The following is a 19,824-nucleotide window of genomic DNA, read 5'->3' on the forward strand; positions in this document are numbered from 1 at the left end:
GCGGACTACTCCTCGGCGGGGCCGCTCGTCCCCTCGGACTCCTCCGTGTCGGACGGTGCGTCCGTGGGCGTGGTCGCCGCGGCGCCGTCGGCCTCCAGCAGCCGCGCGAGCTGCCGTCCGACGATCCGCTTGAACTTGCGCTGCTGGGGCCGGGTCCGGTCCAGCACCGCGACCTCAAGCCGCTCCGCGGGGATCTCCCGCTCGCTGCCGTTGGGGTCGCGGGAGAGCGCCTGCACGGCGAGCTTGAGCGCCTCGGCGAGCGTCATGCCGTCGCGGTGCCGCTGGTCGAGGAAGGTGCTGATCTGCTCGGCGTTCCCGCCGACCGCGACCGAACCGTGTTCGTCCACGATCGAGCCGTCGTGCGGCAGCCGGTAGATCTGGTCGCCCTCGGGCTCGGCGCCGACCTCGGCGACGACCAGCTCCACCTCGTACGGCTTCTCGGCCGCGCTGGAGAAGATGGTGCCGAGCGTCTGGGCATAGACGTTGGCCAGCCCACGGGCCGTCACGTCGTCGCGGTCGTAGGTGTATCCGCGCAGATCGGCGTAGCGCACCCCGCCGATGCGGAGGTTCTCGTACTCGTTGTACTTGCCGGCGGCGGCGAAGCCGATCCGGTCGTAGATCTCGCTGAACTTGTGCAGCGCGCGGGACGGGTTCTCGCCGACGAACACAATGCCGTCGGCGTACTGCAGCACTACCAGGCTGCGACCGCGGGCGATGCCTTTGCGGGCGTATTCCGCCCGGTCGGCCATGGCCTGCTGGGGTGAGACATAGAACGGCGTCGACACCGGCTATCCGTCCCTTTCTGTCAGTGACGAGTGCATCTCGAAATCCCCGGAACCCCGGGCCGGATCAGAGCAGAGCCGCGCGCGGGCCGTCGGGGTGTTCGAGGCGGCGCTCCAGGATCTCGCGGGCGATCGAGGAGGACTCCCCGTCCGACAGCCGGCGGAAGCCCTCGTCGGTGATGACGGTGACGATCGGGTAGATGCGGCGCGCCACGTCGGGGCCGCCGGTCGCGGAGTCGTCGTCCGCGGCGTCGTACAGGGCCTGCACGACCAGGGTGAGCGCCTGGGACTCCGTCAGGTCCTCGCGGTAGAGCTTCTTCATGGAGCCCCGGGCGAAGAGCGATCCGGAGCCGGTGGAGGCGTATCCGGCGTGCTCCTCGGAGCGGCCTCCGGTGACGTCGTAGGAGAAGATCCTGCCCCGGCCCTTGTCGACGTCGTAGCCGGCGAAGAGGGGGACGACCGCGAGTCCCTGCATGGCCATCGCCAGGTTGCCGCGGATCATCGTGGAGAGGCGGTTGGCCTTGCCCTCCAGGGAGAGCTGTGCGCCCTCGACCTTCTCGAAGTGCTCCAGCTCCAGCTGGAAGAGCTTGACCATCTCCACCGCGAGACCCGCGGTGCCCGCGATGCCGACGGCGGAGTACTCGTCGGCGGGGAACACCTTCTCGATGTCGCGCTGGGCGATCATGTTGCCCATGGTCGCCCGCCGGTCACCGGCGAGCACCACGCCGCCGGGGAACGAGGCCGCGACGATGGTCGTCCCGTGCGGCGCCTCGACGGCCCCCTTGAGCGGCGGGAGGTTCCGGTTGCCCGGGAGCATCGCGGGTGCGTGGTCGGACAGGAAGTCCATGAACGAGGACGAACCCGGCGTCAGGAACGCAGCTGGTAGACGCCCGGTGTGACGAGTGTTGGCTTCCACGCGTTTCCCTCCAGGTATGCATGCGACGGCCCGCCGGGGTCGGGACGGACGCCCGATGCGCCGATGGCCGGTGTGCGGTTGAAGCACCGTACGTCACGGACCCTACCCGCCCGGTGGCGGTGATCCACCTGTACGGGGGAAGCGGCCGGCGGAGCTGTTCGCACCCCGGCCGCCTCCCCCGCGGCGGCCCTGCGGCCGCCGGTGACCTCCCGGTCAGCGGCGGCGCGCGTCCGGGGAGCCGGTCCGGCGGTTCAGGGCGCGGAGCGCCCGTTCACCGCCGGTGACCGGCGCGCGGAACAGGTGTCCGCGCGGACTACTCCCCGCCCTTCTGTACGAAGCTCCGCACGAAGTCCTCGGCGTTCTCCTCCAGGACGTCGTCGATCTCGTCCAGGACCGAGTCGACGTCGTCGCTCAGCTTCTCCTGGCGCTCCTTGAGGTCCTCCGAAGCCTGCGCATCCTGCGCCTGCTCCTCGGTCTCCTCGGTGGAGCGCGTCGCCTTCTGCTGTCCGCCGCCGGTGTCCTTGGTCGCCATCTAGCTCACCCCGCTCGGTTCGAAGCATTCGAAGCTCTTGATCAGACCCTACCCACGGGGTCCGACATCGGCCCGGTACTTTTCCAACGTCCGGGCCCTGTCCCGATCATTCCCCTCCGGTGGCCCGTTCAGCCGCCGGACAGCACCCGGACCAGCTCCTCCGCCGTGCGGCAGCGGTCCAGGAGGTTCTTGACGTGCTCCCGCGTCCCGCGCAGCGGCTCCATGGTGGGCACCCGTTGCAGGGAGTCATGGCCCGGCAGGTCGAAGATGACCGAATCCCAGGAGGCGGCGGCCACGTCGTCCGCGTACTGGTCCAGGCAGCGGCCCCGGAAATAGGCCCGGGTGTCCTCCGGGGGCTTCGTACGCGCCCTGGCGACCTCGTCCTCCGCCAGCAGGCGTTTCATCCGCCCGCCGGCCACGAGGCGGTTGTAGAGGCCCTTGTCGGCCCGTACGTCCGCGTACTGGAGGTCCACCAGGTGCAGGCGCGGTGCGTCCCACTCCAGGCCGTCCCGGCGCCGGTAGCCGTCCATGAGGGCCCGCTTGGCCACCCAGTCCAGCTCCCCGGACAGGCTCATCGGGTCGTTCTCCAGGCGGTTGAGGGTGTCCTCCCAGCGCACCAGGACGTCCCGGGTCTGGTCGTCGGCGTCGGAGCCGTACCGCTCCTCGACGTACTTGCGGGCCAGCTCGAAGTACTCCATCTGGAGCTGCACCGCGGTGAGTGTGCGGCCGCTGCGGAGCGTGATCAGGCGCTGCAGGGACGGGTCGTGCGAGACCTGGTGGAGGGTCCGTACGGGCTGGTCGACGGCGAGGTCCACGTTGATGAACCCGTCCTCGATCATCGAGAGGACCAGGGCGGTGGTACCGAGCTTCAGATAGGTCGAGATCTCGGAGAGATTGGCGTCCCCGATGATGACGTGCAGCCTGCGGTACTTCTCCGCGTCGGAGTGCGGCTCGTCCCGGGTGTTGATGATGGGGCGCTTCAGCGTCGTCTCCAGCCCCACCTCCACCTCGAAGTAGTCGGCGCGCTGGCTGAGCTGGAAGCCGTGGTCTCGGCCGTCCTGCCCGATCCCGACCCGGCCGGCCCCGGTGACGACCTGGCGGCTGACGAAGAACGGGGTCAGGTGGCGCACGATGTCCGAGAAGGGGGTGTCCCGTCTCATCAGGTAGTTCTCGTGCGTGCCGTAGGAGGCGCCCTTGTTGTCGGTGTTGTTCTTGTAGAGGTGGATCGGCTGGGCGCCGGGGATGGCGGCGGCCAGTTCGGCGGCCTCGGCCATGATGCGCTCGCCGGCCTTGTCCCAGAGGACCGCGTCCCGGGGGTTGGTGATCTCCGGGGAGCTGTACTCGGGGTGCGCGTGGTCGACGTAGAGGCGGGCGCCGTTGGTCAGGATGACGTTGGCCAGACCGATGTCCTCGTCGGTGAGCTGGCTGGAGTCGGCGGTCTCGCGGGCGAGGTCGAAGCCTCGCGCGTCCCGCAGCGGATTCTCCTCCTCGAAGTCCCAGCGGGCGCGGCGCGCCCGGTGCATCGCCGCCGCGTAGGCGTTGACGATCTGGGACGAGGTGAGCATGGCATTGGCGTTGGGGTGGCCGGGGACGGAGATTCCGTACTCCGTCTCGATGCCCATTACTCGCCGTACGGTCATGCGGCCCTCCTTGCCCGGCGTCGTCCCCTCCGGGAACGGCGCTCAAGTACCGCTGCTTGTCCGGTTGCGTGCGCGGTCGTCCGGCCCCGCACTGCGCGGTCGGCGGTACGTCAGAGCCTAGAGCGCCTCTGCCCCGGTGGGGAGATCCATTACGTCATTGTTCGGATGCGGCGCGAATACGGCTGGAACTCCGGGGAAAACAGCCGGCTGCGGTTGCCCGGTGGGGCAGCCGCAGCCGGTCCGCTCGTTACAGGTACTGACCGGTGTTCGCGACCGTGTCGATGGACCGGCCGGTGTCCGCGCCCTGCTTTCCGGTGACGAGCGTGCGGATGAAGACGATCCGCTCGCCCTTCTTTCCGGAGATCCGGGCCCAGTCGTCCGGGTTGGTGGTGTTGGGCAGGTCCTCGTTCTCCTTGAACTCGTCCACGCACGCCTGGAGGAGATGGGAGACGCGAATGCCCTTCTGGCCTTCTTCGAGGAATGCCTTGATGGCCATCTTCTTGGCCCGGTCGACGATGTTCTGGATCATCGCGCCGGAGTTGAAGTCCTTGAAATAGAGGACTTCCTTGTCACCGTTGGCGTAGGTGACTTCGAGGAACCGGTTCTCCTCGGATTCCGTGTACATCCGCTCCACCACGGACTGGATCATCGCGTGCGTGGCGGCCGGCTTGGAGCCGGCGTGCTCGGACAGATCGTCCGAGTGCAGCGGGAGCGACGCGGTCAGGTACTTCGCGAAGATGTCCTTCGCGGCCTCCGCGTCCGGACGCTCGATCTTGATCTTCACATCGAGACGGCCGGGCCGGAGGATGGCCGGGTCGATCATGTCCTCGCGGTTGGAGGCGCCGATGACGATGACGTTCTCCAGCCCTTCCACACCGTCGATCTCGGCGAGCAGCTGCGGGACGATGGTGTTCTCCACGTCCGAGCTGACGCCGCTGCCGCGGGTACGGAAAAGGGATTCCATCTCGTCGAAGAAGACGATGACGGGGGTGCCCTCGCTCGCCTTCTCCCGGGCACGCTGGAAGACGAGGCGGATGTGCCGCTCGGTCTCACCGACGTACTTGTTGAGGAGCTCGGGGCCCTTGATATTGAGGAAGTAGCTCTTCCCCGCGGGCTGGCCGGTCACCTCGGCGACCTTCTTGGCGAGCGAGTTGGCGACTGCCTTGGCGATGAGCGTCTTGCCGCAGCCGGGCGGACCGTAGAGCAGGATGCCCTTCGGCGGACGGAGTTCGTGTTCCTTGAAGAGGTCGGGGTGGAGGTACGGGAGCTCGACCGCGTCGCGGATCAGCTCGATCTGGTCGCCCAGACCGCCGATCTTGTCGTAGTCGATGTCCGGGACCTCTTCGAGGACGAGTTCCTCGACCTCGCTCTTGGGCACCACTTCGTAGACGTAACCGGACCTGGGTTCCAGCAGGAGCGCGTCGCCGGGGCGGATGGTGATGTCGAGCAGCGGCTCGGCGAGCCGCACCACCCGTTCCTCGTCGGTGTGCCCGATCACCAGGGCGCGCTCGCCGTCCTCAAGGATCTCCTTGAGGGTGACGATGTCCCCGGCCCGCTCGAATTCCATGGCCTCGACCACGTTGAGCGCTTCGTTGAGCATGACCTCCTGGCCTCGCCGGAGGCCTTCGAGCTCGACGCTGGGGCTCACGTTCACCCGGAGCTTGCGGCCCCCGGTGAAGATGTCGCAGGTACCGTCTTCATTGGCCTGCAGGAACACGCCGAAGCCGGCAGGCGGCTGCGCGAGCCTGTCGACCTCCTCCTTGAGAGCCACGATCTGGTCGCGGGCCTCGCGGAGCGTATGGGCGAGCCGTTCGTTCTGTGCGGTCACACCGGACAGACTGGTCTGCAACTCGACGACCCGCTCTTCGAGAATTCTCGAATGACGCGGAGAGTCGGCGAGCTTACGTCGCAGGACGGCGATTTCCTGCTCAAGATAGGCGACCTGGCCCGACGGGTCTTCTGACCCCCGCCCGGGCCGGATGCCGCGGTTGATGTCGTCGTCGTGGGCTGCCACGGTCCTCACCTCCTCCAAGGGGAGCTGGACGCTTCCTGACCCTACCTGCGTGGGTGGTGATTGAAACCCCTAGATCACAAAGACTGCGGGGTGTGTCCGATCTTCACCCTTGCTCTCCCCCTCGTGCCAAGGGAATACCCACCCTTGGGCACGCGAAAGCAGCCAGTTGTATCGTCGAACCGTTCAACACCCGTCAGGGCTGGCTTCAATTGGTTGAGATACGCAGGGATCGGCAGGACATATGACCGCGCAGCAGGACTCGCCCGGCGCGAGCGACACCGAGGATCTGGAGGTCTGGATCGACCAGGACCTCTGCACGGGCGACGGGATCTGCGTCCAGTACGCCCCCGAAGTGTTCGAGCTGGACATCGACGGGCTGGCCTACGTGAAGAGCGCCGACGACGAGCTGCTCCAGGAGCCGGGCGCCACCACGCGGGTTCCGCTGCCGCTGCTGACGGACGTGGTGGATTCGGCCAAGGAGTGCCCCGGCGACTGCATTCACGTACGTCGAGTTTCGGACAGCGTCGAGGTGTACGGGCCGGACGCGGCGTAGGCGGCGTCCGGCGCGGGGCCCGGGGCCGGTCAGACGCCGGCGTCGGGCCGCGCGACGGACCTGACGAAGGCTCCGCCCGACCAGCGCCAGGTGGTCTCCTCGCGCTGGTCGGGGCAGCAGCTGGGCACCTGGTCCGAGGAGTAGCCGAGCGTGGTCGCGGAGACGACGGCGTTCTCGACGGCGAGTTCACCGACCGTCAGCCGCAGAGCGGGGTCCACCAGGGTCGCCACGACCCGGGGTGCGGCCCCGCTTCCGTGTGTCAGGACGTAGACGCCGTCCGGCGGGGTGCCGGAGCCGGCGGCGCAGTGGACGGCCACCACGGTCTCGGGCTTCCCGTCGCCGTCCAGGTCGCCCCGGGCCTGCCGTCCGACGGCCTGGCCCACGCTCCCGCACGTGAGCGGGAAGACCACACCGGTGGGGTCGGGGGCCCCGGCGGTGACCTCGGGGGCGGCGGTGCCGGCCGGAGCGGCGGTCGCGGCGGACGCTGTCGCGGTCGGGTCGCCGGGCTGCAGCAGGCCGGCGACGGCCACGGTCGCGAACACCGCCGCGGCGGTGGCGAGCCAGTGCATCGCCCTGGAGTCGTTGTGCGCGAGATCCGGGAGCACGGAGGGCTGCACGCGGTCTGTCTCCTGATGTTTCCGGGGAGCATGTGGAACGTCCCTGCCGGGCATCGGCGGCAGGGGGTGGCCAGCATCGTGCCACACCTCACACGGGCAGGGAACAGCGGGGTGTGCGGGGGCCACCGCCGGAACCGGAGGGCGCGGAACCGGGGAAGGCGAAGGGCCGGTTCCGGCTGAGGGTGTGCGAAGGGCGCCGTCGCCCCGCCTGCCCGGGTCGGTCCGGGTGGGCGGGGCGGCGGCGCCCGTCACTGCGCCGCGAGCCGGTCGTGGTGGTCGGTCACCACGGTCGGTCGCGGTCGTCGGTGCCGCGCGGCTCGGGGAGTCACGCGGTCGGCCGGTGCCGCGCGACTTCGTGGGTCCCGCGGTCGGCCGGAGGTGGAGCGGCCGCCGTCAGTCGCGGTCGGCGGAAGCGCTCCGGTCGGCGGAACCGCTCCGGCCGCCGGGGCCGTCGTAGTCCTCGCCGTAGGCGCCCTTGGAGGGACGGCGGCGGCGCATCGGGGGCTCGACCCCGTCGGCCAGGCGGCGGGCGGTCACCAGGAAGCCGGTGTGGCCGATCATCCGGTGGTCCGGGCGGACGGCGAGGCCCTCGACGTGCCAGTTGCGGATCATGGATTCCCAGGGCTGCGGCTCGGCGAAGCAGCCGATCTCGCGGAGGGACTCGACCGTCCGCGACAGCTGGGTGGTGGTGGCGACGTACGCGCAGACGATGCCGCCGGGCACCAGCGCCTTGGAGACGGCCTCCAGGCACTCCCACGGGGCGAGCATGTCCAGGACGACCCGGTCCACCTCGGTGTCCGACAGGTTGTCCTGGAGGTCGCCGATGGTGAGCTGCCAGGCCGGGTGCGGGCTGCCGAAGTAGCGCTCGACGTTCTGCTGGGCGATCTCGGCGAAGTCCTCGCGGCGCTCGTACGAGTGCAGCATGCCCTGCTCACCGATGGCGCGCAGCAGGAAGGTGGAGAGAGCGCCCGATCCGACGCCTGCCTCCACGACGCGGGCGCCGGGGAAGATGTCGGCGAAGGCCAGGATCTGGCCGGCGTCCTTGGGGTAGACCACGGCGGCGCCGCGGGGCATGGAGAGGACGTAGTCGGGGAGCAGGGGGCGCAGCGCGAGATAGGCGACGTTTCCCGTGGTACGGACAACACTGCCCTCGGGAGCACCGATCAGCTCGTCGTGCGGGAAAGAACCCTTGTGGGTGTGGAAGTTCTTTCCGGCTTCGAGCGTGAAGGTGTGGTGGCGTCCCTTGGGGTCGGTGAGCTGTACTTGGTCCCCGACCTTGAAGGGCCCACGGCGGCGGGCGGCACCGGTCGGTTCAGACATGTGACCAGCGTACCGGTGTTTCCGGGGCTTCCTTCCGCCGGTGGACGGCGGGCGCTCCCCGGGGCCGTCCTCAGGACCCGGGGCGCGTCATGGCGGCGAGGAAGGCGCGTTCCACGTCGGTCGTGGAGAGGACGCCGTAGACCGCGCCGGACTCCTCCACGACGAGGTACTCGGTCGCGGGTGTGGCGCGCAGCCGGTCGAGCAGTTCCTCGCCGGCGAGCTCGGCGGGGACGCGCATGCCCTCGTTGAGGTCCTGGGCGAGGCCTCCGACGGCGACCCAGGGGCGGCGGTGCTCGGGGACCCCGCCGATGGCGGACTCCCGGACGACGCCCTTCGGGGTGCCTTCGGGGTCGACGACGACGAGGGCGCGGGCCCCCGCCTCGTTGGCCCGGCGCAGCGCTTCGGAGAGCGGAGTGGCGGACTCGACGGGCACCGCGCGGCGGGTGAGGGTGCGGGCCCGGAGCTCGGGGAGGTGTTCGCGCAGCCGTGCCATGCGCAGGCTGTTGCCCGCGCCGGTCCAGATGATCCCGGCCAGGATGGCGGCGAGCAGGGCGTCGGTGACCGTCTCCACGCCGCCGATCTCGGTGGCCGAGCCGCCGGTGCGCGTGAGCAGCGGCAGGCCGATGAGTACGGCGACGGCGAGGCCCCGGCCGACCCAGGCGGCGACGACGGTGCCGCTCATGGGCTTGCCGGTGATCTTCCAGACGACCGCGCGCAGCATGCGCCCGCCGTCGAGCGGGAGCCCGGGCAGCAGGTTGAAGACGGCGACGATGAGGTTGGAGATCATCAGTCCGGCGAGCAGGACGCCGGGGACGGTGCCGGGCTCCACGAACTGCATGGAGAGATAGAACACTCCGGCCAGGACGAGGGAGAGGAGCGGCCCCACGAAGGCGAGGACGAACTCGCGCCCCGGGGTCTCGGTCTCCTTCTCGATCTCGGAGACGCCGCCGAAGAACTGGAGCTGGATGCGGCGCACGGGCAGCTTGTACCGGAGGGCCGCGACGGTGTGCGCGAGTTCGTGGACGAGCACGGAGGCGTAGAAGGCGATGGCGAAGAAGAGGGCGACGAGGTAGCGGGCGGCGCCGAGCCCGGGCAGGACGCGGTCGAGCTGTCCTCCGAAGACCCAGGTGATGAGCGCCGCGACGACGAACCAGCTGGGGGCCACGTACACGGGCACACCGAACGGGCGGCCCATCAGCAGGCCGCCGCCGGGTCCGGCGGGGCGGCGGGGGCGTTGCTTGCCCGGTCCGGGGCCGGTTCCCCCCGCGCCGGGCTGCGGGCGCCCGTTGTCGCCGCTCTGGTCGCTCTCGTCCACTGGGTCCTTCCGTCCGGGGCGTCTGAGTCGATCATGCAGTGCCCGAGGCTCTGCCGTCGATGGTATGCCGCCCGCTGTCAGTGGCGGGTCGTAGGGTCTGGGGCATGAGCTCCGCACCCCGGCCCCCCGCGCCGCCGTCCTCCCTGTCGCCGTCGCGGGCGAACGACTTCATGCAGTGCCCTTTGCTCTACCGCTTCCGGGTCATCGACAAACTGCCGGAGAAGCCGAGCGAGGCGGCCACCCGGGGAACCCTGGTGCACGCGGTGCTGGAGCGGCTCTTCGACGCACCCGCCGCGGAGCGTACGGCGCCGAGGGCGCGGGCCCTGGTGCCCGGGCAGTGGGACCGGCTGCTGGAGTCCAAGCCGGAGCTGACCGAGCTCTTCGCCGAGGACACCGGGGGTGAGCGGCTCGCGGGATGGCTGGGCGAGGCGGAGCGGCTGGTGGAGCGGTGGTTCTCGCTGGAGGACCCGACGCGGCTGGAGCCGGTCGAGCGCGAGATGTTCGTGGAGACGGAGCTGGAGTCGGGGCTGCGGCTGCGCGGGGTGATCGACCGCGTCGACATCGCGCCGACGGGCGAGGTCCGGATCGTCGACTACAAGACGGGGAAGGCGCCGCGTCCGGAGTACGCGGAGGGCGCGCTCTTCCAGATGAAGTTCTACGCGCTGGTGGTCTGGCGGCTCAAGGGCGTGGTGCCGCGCCGGCTCCAGCTGGTCTACCTCGGCAGCGGCGACGTCATGACGTACGACCCGGTGGTCGCGGACCTGGAGCGGGTGGAGCGGAAGCTGCACGCGCTCTGGGAGGCGATCCGGCTGGCGACGGAGACCGGCGAGTGGCGGCCGAGGCCGACCAAGCTCTGCGGCTGGTGCGACCATCAGGCGGTCTGTCCTGAATTCGGCGGGACTCCCCCGGTCTATCCGCTCCCCGTGGTGCTGCCGGAGTCCCGTGAGGATGGTGCGGGCAGAATGGGGCCGGTGGGGGCCGACGCCGGTCGGCCCGCGTCCCCAGACAGTCCCTGAGGAGTTTTCCGTGGCGGCAATCCGCGTCCTGCTGGTCGACGACCAGCCACTGCTGCGCACCGGCTTCCGGATGATTCTGGAGGCCGAGGGCGATCTGGCGGTGGTCGGCGAGGCCGGTGACGGACTCCAGGCCATCGACCAGGTCCGGGCGCTCCAGCCGGACGTGGTGCTGATGGACATCCGGATGCCGCGGATGGACGGTGTGGAGGCGACCCGCCAGATCACCGGCCCGGACCGGAACGGCCCGGCGAAGGTGCTGGTGCTGACGACCTTCGATCTGGACGAGTACGTCGTGGAGGCGCTGCGCGCGGGCGCCAGCGGCTTTCTGCTCAAGGACGCCCCGGCCAACGAGCTGGTCCAGGCGATCCGGGTGGTGGCCGCGGGCGAGGCGATGCTCGCACCGAGCATCACCCGGCGGCTGCTCGACAAGTACGCCGACCACCTCCCGTCCGGTGAGGAGGCGGTCCCGGACGCCCTGCACCGGCTGACCGACCGCGAGGTCGAGGTGCTGAAGCTGGTGGCGCGCGGCCTGTCGAACGCGGAGATCGCCGCGGACCTCTTCGTCAGCGAGACGACGGTGAAGACGCACGTCGGCCATGTACTGACCAAGCTCCAGCTGCGCGACCGGGTGCAGGCGGCGGTGTACGCGTACGAGAGCGGTCTGGTGCGGCCGGGGGCGCAGTAGCGTTCTCCGGCCGGGCCGCAGGCTCGGTGGACAGCCGGGCTCGATGGACGCACGGGCTCTGTGGCCGGACGGGTCGGTGGACGGCCGGGGCTCTGTGGTCGGCCGGGCGCGGTACCGGCCGGGGTCACCCGGCCGTGGTCACCCCCGGTCCAGGACCAGCTTCTGGAGGAAGGCCAGGTCGACCTCTTCCAGCGAGCCGACGACCGCGCGTCCGGCCGCCGGTGCGATGGGCGCGACGGAGGGTACGGCCACGACCCGGCATCCGGCGGCTTCCGCCGAGGCGACGCCGGTGGCGGTGTCCTCGATGACGGCGCAGCGGGCGGGGTCGGCGCCGAATCCGGCGGCGGCGGCGAGGTAGGGGTCGGGGTGCGGCTTGGTGCGGGCGACCTCGTCCCCGGCGATGGTCAGCGCGAAGTGGTGGTGGCCCACCGAGTCGAGGACCCGGTCGATGATCCGGCGGTGCGAGGCGGAGACGAGTGCGGTCGGCACGGCGTGGGCGGAGAGCTCGGCGAGCAGGCGGGCGGCGCCGGGCATGAGGGGGACGCCCCGTCCGATGCGCTTCTCGAAGCGGTCGTTCAGCAGGACGGTGAGCTCCTCCACCGCGATGTCCGCACCGGTCACGTCGATGAGGTAGCCGGCGCTGCGGGTCATCGGACCGCCGACGACCACTTCGCGCCAGGATTCGTCGAGCCGGTGGCCGAGGTCGGCGAACACCTCGACCTCGGTGTCCCACCAGAAGCCCTCGGTGTCGACCAGGGTGCCGTCCATGTCGAGAAGGACGGCCTGCAGGGTGGCGCCGTCGGCCGTGCGGGTCAGGGACGCGGGGACCGTACTGGTCATGCGGCACACCTTCCGTGAGGGACGAGAAGGCCGGCCACCCTTCCGGGGAAGGGCGACCGGCCTCACTGGACCGACCAGTCTACGACTCGTCCGACGTTCGCGCGTGAACGCTTTCGGGTGTTTTCCCGACGCGAGCGCGTCGGGAAGGTGGCACCCGGCGGCCGTGCGCGGCGCGTCAGCGCGCGTTGAAGTACTTCGCCTCGGGGTGGTGGATGACGATCGCGTCCGTGGACTGCTCCGGGTGGAGCTGGAACTCCTCGGAGAGGTGGACGCCGATGCGCTCCGGCTGGAGCAGGTCGGCGATCTTCGCGCGGTCCTCCAGGTCGGGGCAGGCGCCGTAGCCGAGGGAGAAGCGCGCGCCGCGGTACTTCAGCGCGAACATGTCCTCGACGTGGGCCGGGTCCTCGCCGGAGTAGCCGAGCTCGGAGCGGACCCGGGCGTGCCAGTACTCGGCGAGGGCCTCGGCGAGCTGGACGGAGAGGCCGTGCAGCTCCAGGTAGTCGCGGTAGGCGTTGGCCTCGAAGAGCTTGGCGGTCTCGGTGCCGATCCTGGAGCCCACGGTGACGACCTGGAGGCCGACGACGTCCTTCTCGCCGGACTCCTCCGGGCGGAAGAAGTCGGCGAGGCAGAGGCGGCGGCCCCGGCGCTGGCGGGGGAAGGTGAAGCGGGTGCGCTCGGAGCCGTCGTCGTTCAGCAGGATGAGGTCGTCGCCCTTGGAGACGCAGGGGAAGTAGCCGTACACCACGGCGGCTTCCAGCAGGTTCTCGCTCTGGAGCTTGTCGAGCCAGCCGCGCAGGTGCGGGCGGCCCTCGGTCTCCACGAGCTCCTCGTACGTCGGTCCGTCGCCGGCGCGGGCCTGCTTGAGGCCCCACTGGCCCTTGAAGAGCGCGCCCTCGTCGAGCCAGGAGGCGTACTCCTTGAGCTGGATGCCCTTGACGACGCGGGTGCCCCAGAACGGCGGGGTGGGCACCGGGTTGTCGGTGGCGACGTCGGAGCGGACGCCGGTCTCCGGCTCGGTGACCTCCAGGACGGCGGTGTCGCGCTTGGGCACCCGGCGCTGCTTGAGCTCGGGGAGTACGGCGCCGGGGACGCCGCGCTTGACGCCGATGAGGGCGTCCATCAGGCGCAGGCCCTCGAACGCGTCGCGGGCGTAACGGACCTCGCCCTCGTAGATCTCGTGCAGGTCCTGCTCGACGTAGGCGCGGGTGAGGGCCGCGCCGCCGAGGATCACCGGGAAACGGGCGGCCAGCTTGCGCTGGTTCAGCTCCTCCAGGTTCTCCTTCATGATCACGGTGGACTTCACCAGGAGGCCGGACATGCCGATGACGTCGGCGTTGTGCTCCTCGGCGGCTTCCAGGATCGCGGAGACCGGCTGCTTGATGCCGATGTTGACGACGTTGAAGCCGTTGTTGGAGAGGATGATGTCGACGAGGTTCTTGCCGATGTCGTGGACGTCGCCGCGGACGGTGGCCAGCACGATGGTGCCCTTGCCCTCCGCGTCGGTCTTCTCCATGTGCGGTTCGAGGTAGGCGACCGCGGTCTTCATGACCTCGGCGGACTGGAGCACGAACGGCAGCTGCATCTGGCCGGAGCCGAACAGCTCGCCGACCACCTTCATGCCTTCGAGCAGGGTGTCGTTGACGATGTCGAGGGCCGGGCGGGTCTTCAGGGCCTCGTCGAGGTCGGCCTCCAGGCCGTTCTTCTCGCCGTCGATGATGCGGCGCTGCAGGCGCTCGTCGAGCGGCAGGGCGAGGAGTTCCTCGGCCTTGCCGGCCTTCATCGACTTCATGTTGACGCCCTCGAACAGCTCCATGAGCCGCTGCAGCGGGTCGTAGCCTTCGGCGCGGCGGTCGTAGATCAGGTCGAGGGCGACCTTGACCTGCTCCTCCTCCAGGCGGGCGATCGGCAGGATCTTCGAGGCGCGCACGATGGCGGAGTCGAGTCCGGCCTTGACGCACTCGTCGAGGAAGACGGAGTTCAGCACGACCCGGGCGGCCGGGTTGAGGCCGAAGGAGATGTTGGAGAGGCCCAGCGTGGTCTGGACGTCGGGGTGCCGCTTCTTCAGCTCGCGGATGGCACCGATGGTGGCGATGCCGTCCTTGCGGGACTCCTCCTGACCGGTGCAGATGGTGAAGGTCAGGGTGTCGATGAGGATGTCCGACTCGTGGATGCCCCAGTTTCCGGTGAGGTCCTCGATGAGCCGTTCGGCGATGGCGACCTTGTGCTCGACGGTGCGGGCCTGGCCCTCTTCGTCGATGGTGAGGGCGATCAGCGCGGCGCCGTGCTCGGACGCGAGCTTGGTGACCTTGGCGAAGCGCGACTCGGGTCCGTCGCCGTCCTCGTAGTTGACCGAGTTCAGTACGGCACGGCCGCCGAGCTTCTCCAGACCGGCCTGGAGGACGGGCACCTCGGTGGAGTCCAGCACGATCGGCAGGGTGGACGCGGTGGCGAAACGCCCGGCCAGCTCCGCCATGTCGGCGACCCCGTCGCGGCCCACGTAGTCGACGCAGAGGTCGAGCATGTGCGCGCCCTCGCGGATCTGGTCGCGGGCCATCTCCACGCAGTCGTCCCAGCGGGCCTCCAGCATGGCCTCGCGGAACTTCTTGGAGCCGTTGGCGTTCGTACGCTCACCGATGGCGAGGTACGAGGTGTCCTGGCGGAACGGGACGGTCTGGTAGAGCGAGGCGGCGCCGGGCTCGGGGCGCGGGTCGCGGACGGTGGGGACGGTGCCGCGGACGCGTTCGACGACCTGGCGCAGGTGCTCCGGGGTCGTACCGCAGCAGCCGCCGACCAGCGAGAGGCCGTACTCCTGGACGAAGGTCTCCTGCGCGTCGGCGAGGCCCTCGGGGCCGAGCGGGAAGTGCGCGCCGTCCTTGGTGAGGACGGGGAGGCCCGCGTTGGGCATGCAGAGCAGCGGGATGCGGGAGTGGCGGGTGAGGTAGCGCAGGTGCTCGCTCATCTCCGCCGGGCCGGTGGAGCAGTTCAGGCCGATCATGTCGACGCCGAGCGGTTCGAGCGCGGTCAGCGCGGCGCCGATCTCGGAGCCGAGCAGCATGGTGCCGGTCGTCTCGAAGGCCAGCGAGACCAGCAGCGGCAGGTCGCTGCCCAGCGCCTCCAGCGCCCGGCGCGCGCCCAGGATGGCGGCCTTGGTCTGGAGGAGGTCCTGGGTGGTCTCGACGATGAGCGCGTCGGCGCCACCGGAGATCAGCCCTTCGGCGTTCTGCTGGAAGCCCTCGCGGAGCTGGGTGTACGGGGCGTGGCCCAGGGTCGGCAGCTTGGTGCCGGGCCCCATGGATCCGAGCACCCAGCGCTGCTGCCCGGTGGAGGCGGTGAACGCGTCGGCGACCTCGCGGGCGATGCGCGCGCCGGCCTCGGAGAGTTCGTGGATGCGCTCGGGAATGTCGTACTCGCCCAGGGCGGAGGAGTTCGCGCCGAAGGTATTGGTTTCGACACAGTCCACGCCGACCGCGAAGTACTCCTCGTGCACGGAGCGCACGATGTCGGGGCGGGTGATGTTGAGGATCTCGTTGCAGCCTTCGAGGTCCTGGAAGTCTTCGAGCGTGGGGTCCTGGGCCTGGAGCATGGTGCCCATGGCGCCGTCGGCCACGACCACACGGGTGGCGAGTGCTTCGCGGAGTGCGTCAACCCTGCTCGGGCTGGCGGCGGAAGGGGTCGGCAACGAGGCCATGGATGATCTCCCAGGGATGCGACGGCTGTCGGCTTTGCGCACTTCCGGCAGAAGGCGCACCCGGCCAGCGTAGCCCGCTACCGGTGACCCCTGTGCGGGTGTCCCACCGACCGGACTGCATGCTGTGGCGGAAATGGTGTGGCGGGGAAGCGACGGAACACTGCCCCTTGCCCCGCACGGAGGTCGACATGGGCCGATAGTGTTCAGCATTGTCGAACCGAGCGGACGAGTGGAGGAGTACGGCGCGATGGCCAAGAACATCCAGTCGCTGGAGCGGGCGGCGGCGATGCTGCGCCTGCTGGCGGGCGGCGAGCGCCGGCTCGGCCTCTCCGACATCGCCTCGTCCCTGGGCCTCGCCAAGGGCACGGCCCACGGCATCCTGCGCACCCTCCAGCTGGAGGGCTTCGTCGAGCAGGACCCGGCGTCCGGCCGCTACCAGCTGGGCGCGGAGCTGCTGCGCCTGGGCAACAGCTATCTGGACGTCCACGAACTGCGCGCCCGGGCCCTCGTCTGGACCGACGACCTGGCCCGGTCGAGCGGCGAGAGCGTCCACCTCGGCGTGCTGCACCAGCACGGGGTCCTGATCGTGCACCACGTCTTCCGGCCGGACGACAGCCGCCAGGTGCTGGAGGTCGGCGCGATGCAGCCGCTGCACTCCACGGCCCTCGGCAAGGTGCTCGCCGCGTTCGACCCGGTGGCGCACAGCGAGGCGCTCGACGGTGAGCGGCGCTCCTTCACCGCCCGTACGGTCACCGCGCAGGACGCGTTCGAGGAGTCGCTCGCGCTGACCCGGGCGCGCGGCTGGGCGGACGACGCGGAGGAGACCTGGGAGGGGGTGGCGGCCGTGGCGGCCCCCGTCCACGACGGCCGCCGGATGCCGGTCGGGGCGGTCGCGGTGACCGGCGCGGTGGAGCGGCTGCGCCCGGGGGGCGAGCTGCGCCCCGAGCTGATCGCGGCGGTGCGCGACTGCGCCCGTGCGGTCTCCCGCGACCTGGGGGCCGGGCGCTTCTGACACCCCGGGACCCGACCTCGTACGCCCGGCCCCGTACGCCCGCATCCGTCGCCTCCGAGCCCGCCCGCCTCCCCCGACCGGGCGGGCTCTCGCATGCCCCCCTCTGTGGCCGGTCGCTCCCCCGAGGGGAGGCCGCCGCTCCCCCGCGGCATGGTCGTCGCTCCCCCCGTGGAGGGGCCTGCGCTCTCCGCCGGAGCGCACCACCCGGTCCGAGTCGTATGCCACACCCCCTTGACTCCCGCCTCGGCCGAGCGAAACACTGCCGTTCACCGGTCGGCATTGCCGAACGCTTCACGACCATAGGCGTTAAGGTGTGGCAATGCCGAGGGCCGGTCAAGCCCTTGCAGGCGGCGCATCCCCTTCGCGGGGGGCGTCATCTGGGGCGTGTACCCCCGGAGGGACCCGGTGGTGCGCATTCCCCTGGACGAAGGACAAAGGAGTCACGGTGTCCAGCTCCGACATCTTCATCGGCGAGACCATCGGTACCGCCGTACTCATCCTGCTGGGCGGTGGAGTCTGTGCCGCCGTCACGCTCAAGCGCTCCAAGGCGAAGGACGCGGGCTGGGTCGCCATCGCCTTCGGCTGGGGCTTCGCGGTGCTCACCGGCGCCTACCTCGCGGGCGGTGTGTCCGGGGCCCATCTCAACCCGGCCGTCACCATCGGCCTCGCGATCCAGGGCGGTACGCCGTGGAGCCAGGTGCCCCTGTACATCGGATCGCAACTGCTCGGTGCCGCCATCGGAGCGGTACTGGTGTGGGCCGTGTACTACGGACAGTTCCGGGCCCACCTGACCGACCCGGAGATCACCGGCACCGAGAACCCCGCCGAGGGGATGGTCGACCAGACCACCGACCCCCACGCGGGACCGGTGCTCGGGGTCTTCTGCACCAGCCCCGAGATCCGCAACGCCGTGCAGAACCTGGTCACCGAGATCATCGCCACCCTCGTGCTGGTGCTGGCCATCCTGACCCAGGGCCTCAACGACGACGGCAACGGACTCGGCACGCTGGGCGGGCTCATCACCGCCCTGGTCGTGGTGGGCATCGGGTTCTCCCTCGGCGGCCCGACCGGCTACGCGATCAACCCGGTCCGCGACCTCGGCCCGCGTATCGTGCACGCACTGCTGCCGCTGCCGAACAAGGGCGGCTCGGACTGGGGCTACGCGTGGGTACCCGTCGTGGGACCGCTCGTCGGCGGCGCCCTGGCCGGCCTCCTCTACAACGTCGCCTTCGCCTGATGGGCGAGAGCAGGGTCATCCGTTCGGACGGGGCACACGAGCCCAGCGTGATCCGGACGAAAGACCCCAGGCGCCGGGCAGACGCCTCCACCCACACCACCACAGACCCCGGGGAGCACACCGTGAACGACGCACACACCGCCGGCCCGTTCATCGCGGCCATCGACCAGGGCACCACCTCCACCCGCTGCATCGTCTTCGACAAGGACGGCCGGATCGTCTCGGTCGAGCAGAAGGAGCACGAGCAGATCTTCCCGAAGCCCGGCTGGGTCGAGCACGACGCCACCGAGATCTGGGAGAACGTGCAGGAGGTGGTGGCCGGGGCCGTCGTCAAGGCGGGTGTCACGGCCGACGACGTGAAGGCCATCGGCATCACCAACCAGCGCGAGACCACGCTGATGTGGGACCGGCACACCGGAGAGCCCGTCCACAACGCCCTCGTCTGGCAGGACACCCGTACCGACGCGCTCTGCAAGGAACTCGGCCGCAACGTCGGCCAGGACCGCTTCCGCCGCGAGACCGGTCTGCCGCTCGCCTCCTACTTCGCCGGCCCCAAGATCCGCTGGCTGCTCGACAACGTCGAGGGGCTGCGCGAGCGGGCCGAACGCGGGGACATCCTCTTCGGCACGATGGACTCCTGGGTCATCTGGAACCTCACCGGTGGCACCGACGGCGGTGTCCACGTCACCGACGTCACCAACGCCTCGCGCACCCTGCTGATGAACCTGCACAACCTGACGTGGGACGAGCGCATCCTGCGGTCCATGGACATCCCGGCCGCCGTGCTGCCGGAGATCCGCTCCTCCGCCGAGGTGTACGGGCTCGCCTCCGACGGGGTGCTCGCCGGGGTGCCGGTGGCCTCCGCGCTCGGCGACCAGCAGGCGGCGCTCTTCGGCCAGACCTGCTTCTCGGAGGGCGAGGCCAAGTCCACGTACGGCACCGGCACCTTCATGCTCATCAACACCGGCTCCACCCCGGTCAACTCGTACAACGGGCTGCTGACCACCGTCGGCTACCGGATCGGCGACCAGCCGGCCGTGTACGCGCTGGAGGGGTCGATCGCCGTCACCGGTTCGCTGGTGCAGTGGATGCGCGACCAGATGGGGCTCATCAACTCGGCCGCCGAGATCGAGACCCTGGCCTCCTCGGTGGACGACAACGGCGGCGCGTACTTCGTACCCGCGTTCTCCGGCCTGTTCGCCCCGTACTGGCGCCCCGACGCCCGGGGCGTCATCGCCGGGCTCACCCGGTACGTCACCAAGGCGCACATCGCCCGGGCCGTGCTGGAGGCGACGGCCTGGCAGACCCGCGAGATCAGCGACGCCATGACGAAGGACTCCGGCGTCGAGCTGACCGCGCTCAAGGTCGACGGCGGCATGACCTCCAACAACCTGCTGATGCAGATGCTCTCGGACTGTCTGGACGCGCCCGTGGTGCGCCCGATGGTCGCCGAGACCACCTGTCTCGGCGCCGCCTACGCCGCCGGTCTCGCCGTCGGCTTCTGGCCGGACACCGACGCGCTGCGCGCCAACTGGCGCCGCGCCGCAGAGTGGACACCCCGTATGGAAGCGGCCACCCGTGACCGCGAGTACAAGAGCTGGCTCAAAGCGGTGCAGCGCTCCATGGGCTGGCTCGACGACACCGAGGAGTAAGCAGA

Annotated in this window: 16 protein-coding genes; 6 read left to right on the forward strand and 10 right to left on the reverse strand. The window is 70.4% G+C overall.

Annotated features, from left to right (window positions below; all coding sequences use genetic code 11):
* Nucleotides 1–5: 5 nt before the first annotated feature.
* The 5 genes from prcA to arc all read right to left on the reverse strand — a co-directional run bounded on the left by prcA (nt 6) and on the right by arc (nt 5,884).
* Nucleotides 6–785, reverse strand: a complete 780-nt coding sequence (gene prcA, locus OG599_RS05695) for a proteasome subunit alpha (RefSeq protein ID WP_327174841.1) — start codon at nt 783–785, stop codon at nt 6–8.
* 64 nt (nt 786–849) lie between these two features.
* Entirely contained in the window at nt 850–1,698 is an 849-nt protein-coding gene (prcB, locus tag OG599_RS05700) for a proteasome subunit beta (RefSeq protein ID WP_327174842.1), read from the reverse strand.
* Nucleotides 1,699–2,011: 313 nt separating this feature from the next.
* Nucleotides 2,012–2,230, reverse strand: coding sequence for a ubiquitin-like protein Pup (locus OG599_RS05705; RefSeq protein WP_327174843.1), 219 nt, complete (start codon nt 2,228–2,230; stop codon nt 2,012–2,014).
* A gap of 128 nt (nt 2,231–2,358) precedes the next feature.
* Nucleotides 2,359–3,870, reverse strand: coding sequence for a depupylase/deamidase Dop (dop, locus tag OG599_RS05710; RefSeq protein WP_327174844.1), 1,512 nt, complete (start codon nt 3,868–3,870; stop codon nt 2,359–2,361).
* A gap of 247 nt (nt 3,871–4,117) precedes the next feature.
* Nucleotides 4,118–5,884: a proteasome ATPase gene (gene arc, locus OG599_RS05715; protein WP_327174845.1), complete on the reverse strand. Its 1,767-nt coding sequence runs from the start codon at nt 5,882–5,884 to the stop codon at nt 4,118–4,120.
* 241 nt (nt 5,885–6,125) lie between these two features.
* Between arc and OG599_RS05720 the strand changes: the two genes are divergently transcribed.
* A complete protein-coding gene (locus OG599_RS05720; RefSeq protein ID WP_327174846.1) occupies nt 6,126–6,437 on the forward strand; it encodes a ferredoxin in 312 nt (103 codons plus the stop codon).
* Nucleotides 6,438–6,466: 29 nt separating this feature from the next.
* Here the strand turns inward: OG599_RS05720 and OG599_RS05725 are convergent, their stop codons facing one another.
* From OG599_RS05725 to OG599_RS05735, 3 genes are all read right to left on the reverse strand, one after another.
* Nucleotides 6,467–7,054 (reverse strand): hypothetical protein, encoded by a 588-nt coding sequence (locus tag OG599_RS05725; RefSeq protein WP_327174847.1) that lies wholly within the window; start codon nt 7,052–7,054, stop codon nt 6,467–6,469.
* Between the two features lie 393 nt (nt 7,055–7,447).
* A complete protein-coding gene (locus tag OG599_RS05730; RefSeq protein ID WP_327174848.1) occupies nt 7,448–8,374 on the reverse strand; it encodes a tRNA (adenine-N1)-methyltransferase in 927 nt (308 codons plus the stop codon).
* A gap of 70 nt (nt 8,375–8,444) precedes the next feature.
* A complete protein-coding gene (locus OG599_RS05735; protein ID WP_327174849.1) occupies nt 8,445–9,689 on the reverse strand; it encodes a site-2 protease family protein in 1,245 nt (414 codons plus the stop codon).
* 104 nt (nt 9,690–9,793) lie between these two features.
* Between OG599_RS05735 and OG599_RS05740 the strand changes: the two genes are divergently transcribed.
* Together OG599_RS05740 and OG599_RS05745 are read left to right on the forward strand one after the other, a co-directional pair.
* Nucleotides 9,794–10,705, forward strand: a complete 912-nt coding sequence (locus OG599_RS05740) for a RecB family exonuclease (protein ID WP_327174850.1) — start codon at nt 9,794–9,796, stop codon at nt 10,703–10,705.
* A 10-nt stretch (nt 10,706–10,715) separates the two neighbouring features.
* Complete coding sequence (locus OG599_RS05745; protein ID WP_327174851.1) at nt 10,716–11,390, forward strand: response regulator transcription factor; 675 nt, start codon at nt 10,716–10,718, stop codon at nt 11,388–11,390.
* A 138-nt stretch (nt 11,391–11,528) separates the two neighbouring features.
* Here the strand turns inward: OG599_RS05745 and OG599_RS05750 are convergent, their stop codons facing one another.
* Together OG599_RS05750 and metH are read right to left on the reverse strand one after the other, a co-directional pair.
* Nucleotides 11,529–12,230, reverse strand: a complete 702-nt coding sequence (locus tag OG599_RS05750) for an HAD family hydrolase (protein ID WP_327174852.1) — start codon at nt 12,228–12,230, stop codon at nt 11,529–11,531.
* A 175-nt stretch (nt 12,231–12,405) separates the two neighbouring features.
* Nucleotides 12,406–15,918 carry a methionine synthase gene (metH, locus tag OG599_RS05755; protein ID WP_327174853.1) on the reverse strand — a complete coding sequence of 1,171 codons (3,513 nt, stop codon included), beginning with the start codon at nt 15,916–15,918 and terminating at the stop codon, nt 12,406–12,408.
* Nucleotides 15,919–16,165: 247 nt separating this feature from the next.
* On the opposite strand from metH, the gene OG599_RS05760 reads away from it, so the two are divergent.
* From OG599_RS05760 to glpK, 3 genes are all read left to right on the forward strand, one after another.
* Nucleotides 16,166–16,930, forward strand: coding sequence for an IclR family transcriptional regulator (locus OG599_RS05760; protein ID WP_327174854.1), 765 nt, complete (start codon nt 16,166–16,168; stop codon nt 16,928–16,930).
* Between the two features lie 445 nt (nt 16,931–17,375).
* Complete coding sequence (locus tag OG599_RS05765) at nt 17,376–18,167, forward strand: MIP/aquaporin family protein (RefSeq protein ID WP_327174855.1); 792 nt, start codon at nt 17,376–17,378, stop codon at nt 18,165–18,167.
* Nucleotides 18,168–18,289: 122 nt separating this feature from the next.
* A complete protein-coding gene (gene glpK / locus OG599_RS05770) occupies nt 18,290–19,819 on the forward strand; it encodes a glycerol kinase GlpK (RefSeq protein WP_327174856.1) in 1,530 nt (509 codons plus the stop codon).
* Nucleotides 19,820–19,824: the final 5 nt, after the last annotated feature.

Origin of the sequence: Streptomyces sp. NBC_01335 (assembly GCF_035953295.1) — a bacterium.
In the GTDB taxonomy this organism is placed as follows: Bacteria; Actinomycetota; Actinomycetes; order Streptomycetales; family Streptomycetaceae; genus Streptomyces.

What these genes read in the sequence shown, in the direction of transcription:
- OG599_RS05705 (WP_327174843.1), bottom strand. Translation starts at nt 2,230, where the DNA reads ATGGCGACCAAGGACACCGGCGGCGGACAGCAGAAGGCGACGCGCTCC.
- dop (WP_327174844.1), bottom strand. Translation starts at nt 3,870, where the DNA reads ATGACCGTACGGCGAGTAATGGGCATCGAGACGGAGTACGGAATCTCC.
- OG599_RS05720 (WP_327174846.1), top strand. Translation starts at nt 6,126, where the DNA reads ATGACCGCGCAGCAGGACTCGCCCGGCGCGAGCGACACCGAGGATCTG.
- OG599_RS05730 (WP_327174848.1), bottom strand. Translation starts at nt 8,374, where the DNA reads ATGTCTGAACCGACCGGTGCCGCCCGCCGCCGTGGGCCCTTCAAGGTC.
- OG599_RS05740 (WP_327174850.1), top strand. Translation starts at nt 9,794, where the DNA reads ATGAGCTCCGCACCCCGGCCCCCCGCGCCGCCGTCCTCCCTGTCGCCG.
- OG599_RS05750 (WP_327174852.1), bottom strand. Translation starts at nt 12,230, where the DNA reads ATGACCAGTACGGTCCCCGCGTCCCTGACCCGCACGGCCGACGGCGCC.
- metH (WP_327174853.1), bottom strand. Translation starts at nt 15,918, where the DNA reads ATGGCCTCGTTGCCGACCCCTTCCGCCGCCAGCCCGAGCAGGGTTGAC.
- OG599_RS05760 (WP_327174854.1), top strand. Translation starts at nt 16,166, where the DNA reads ATGGCCAAGAACATCCAGTCGCTGGAGCGGGCGGCGGCGATGCTGCGC.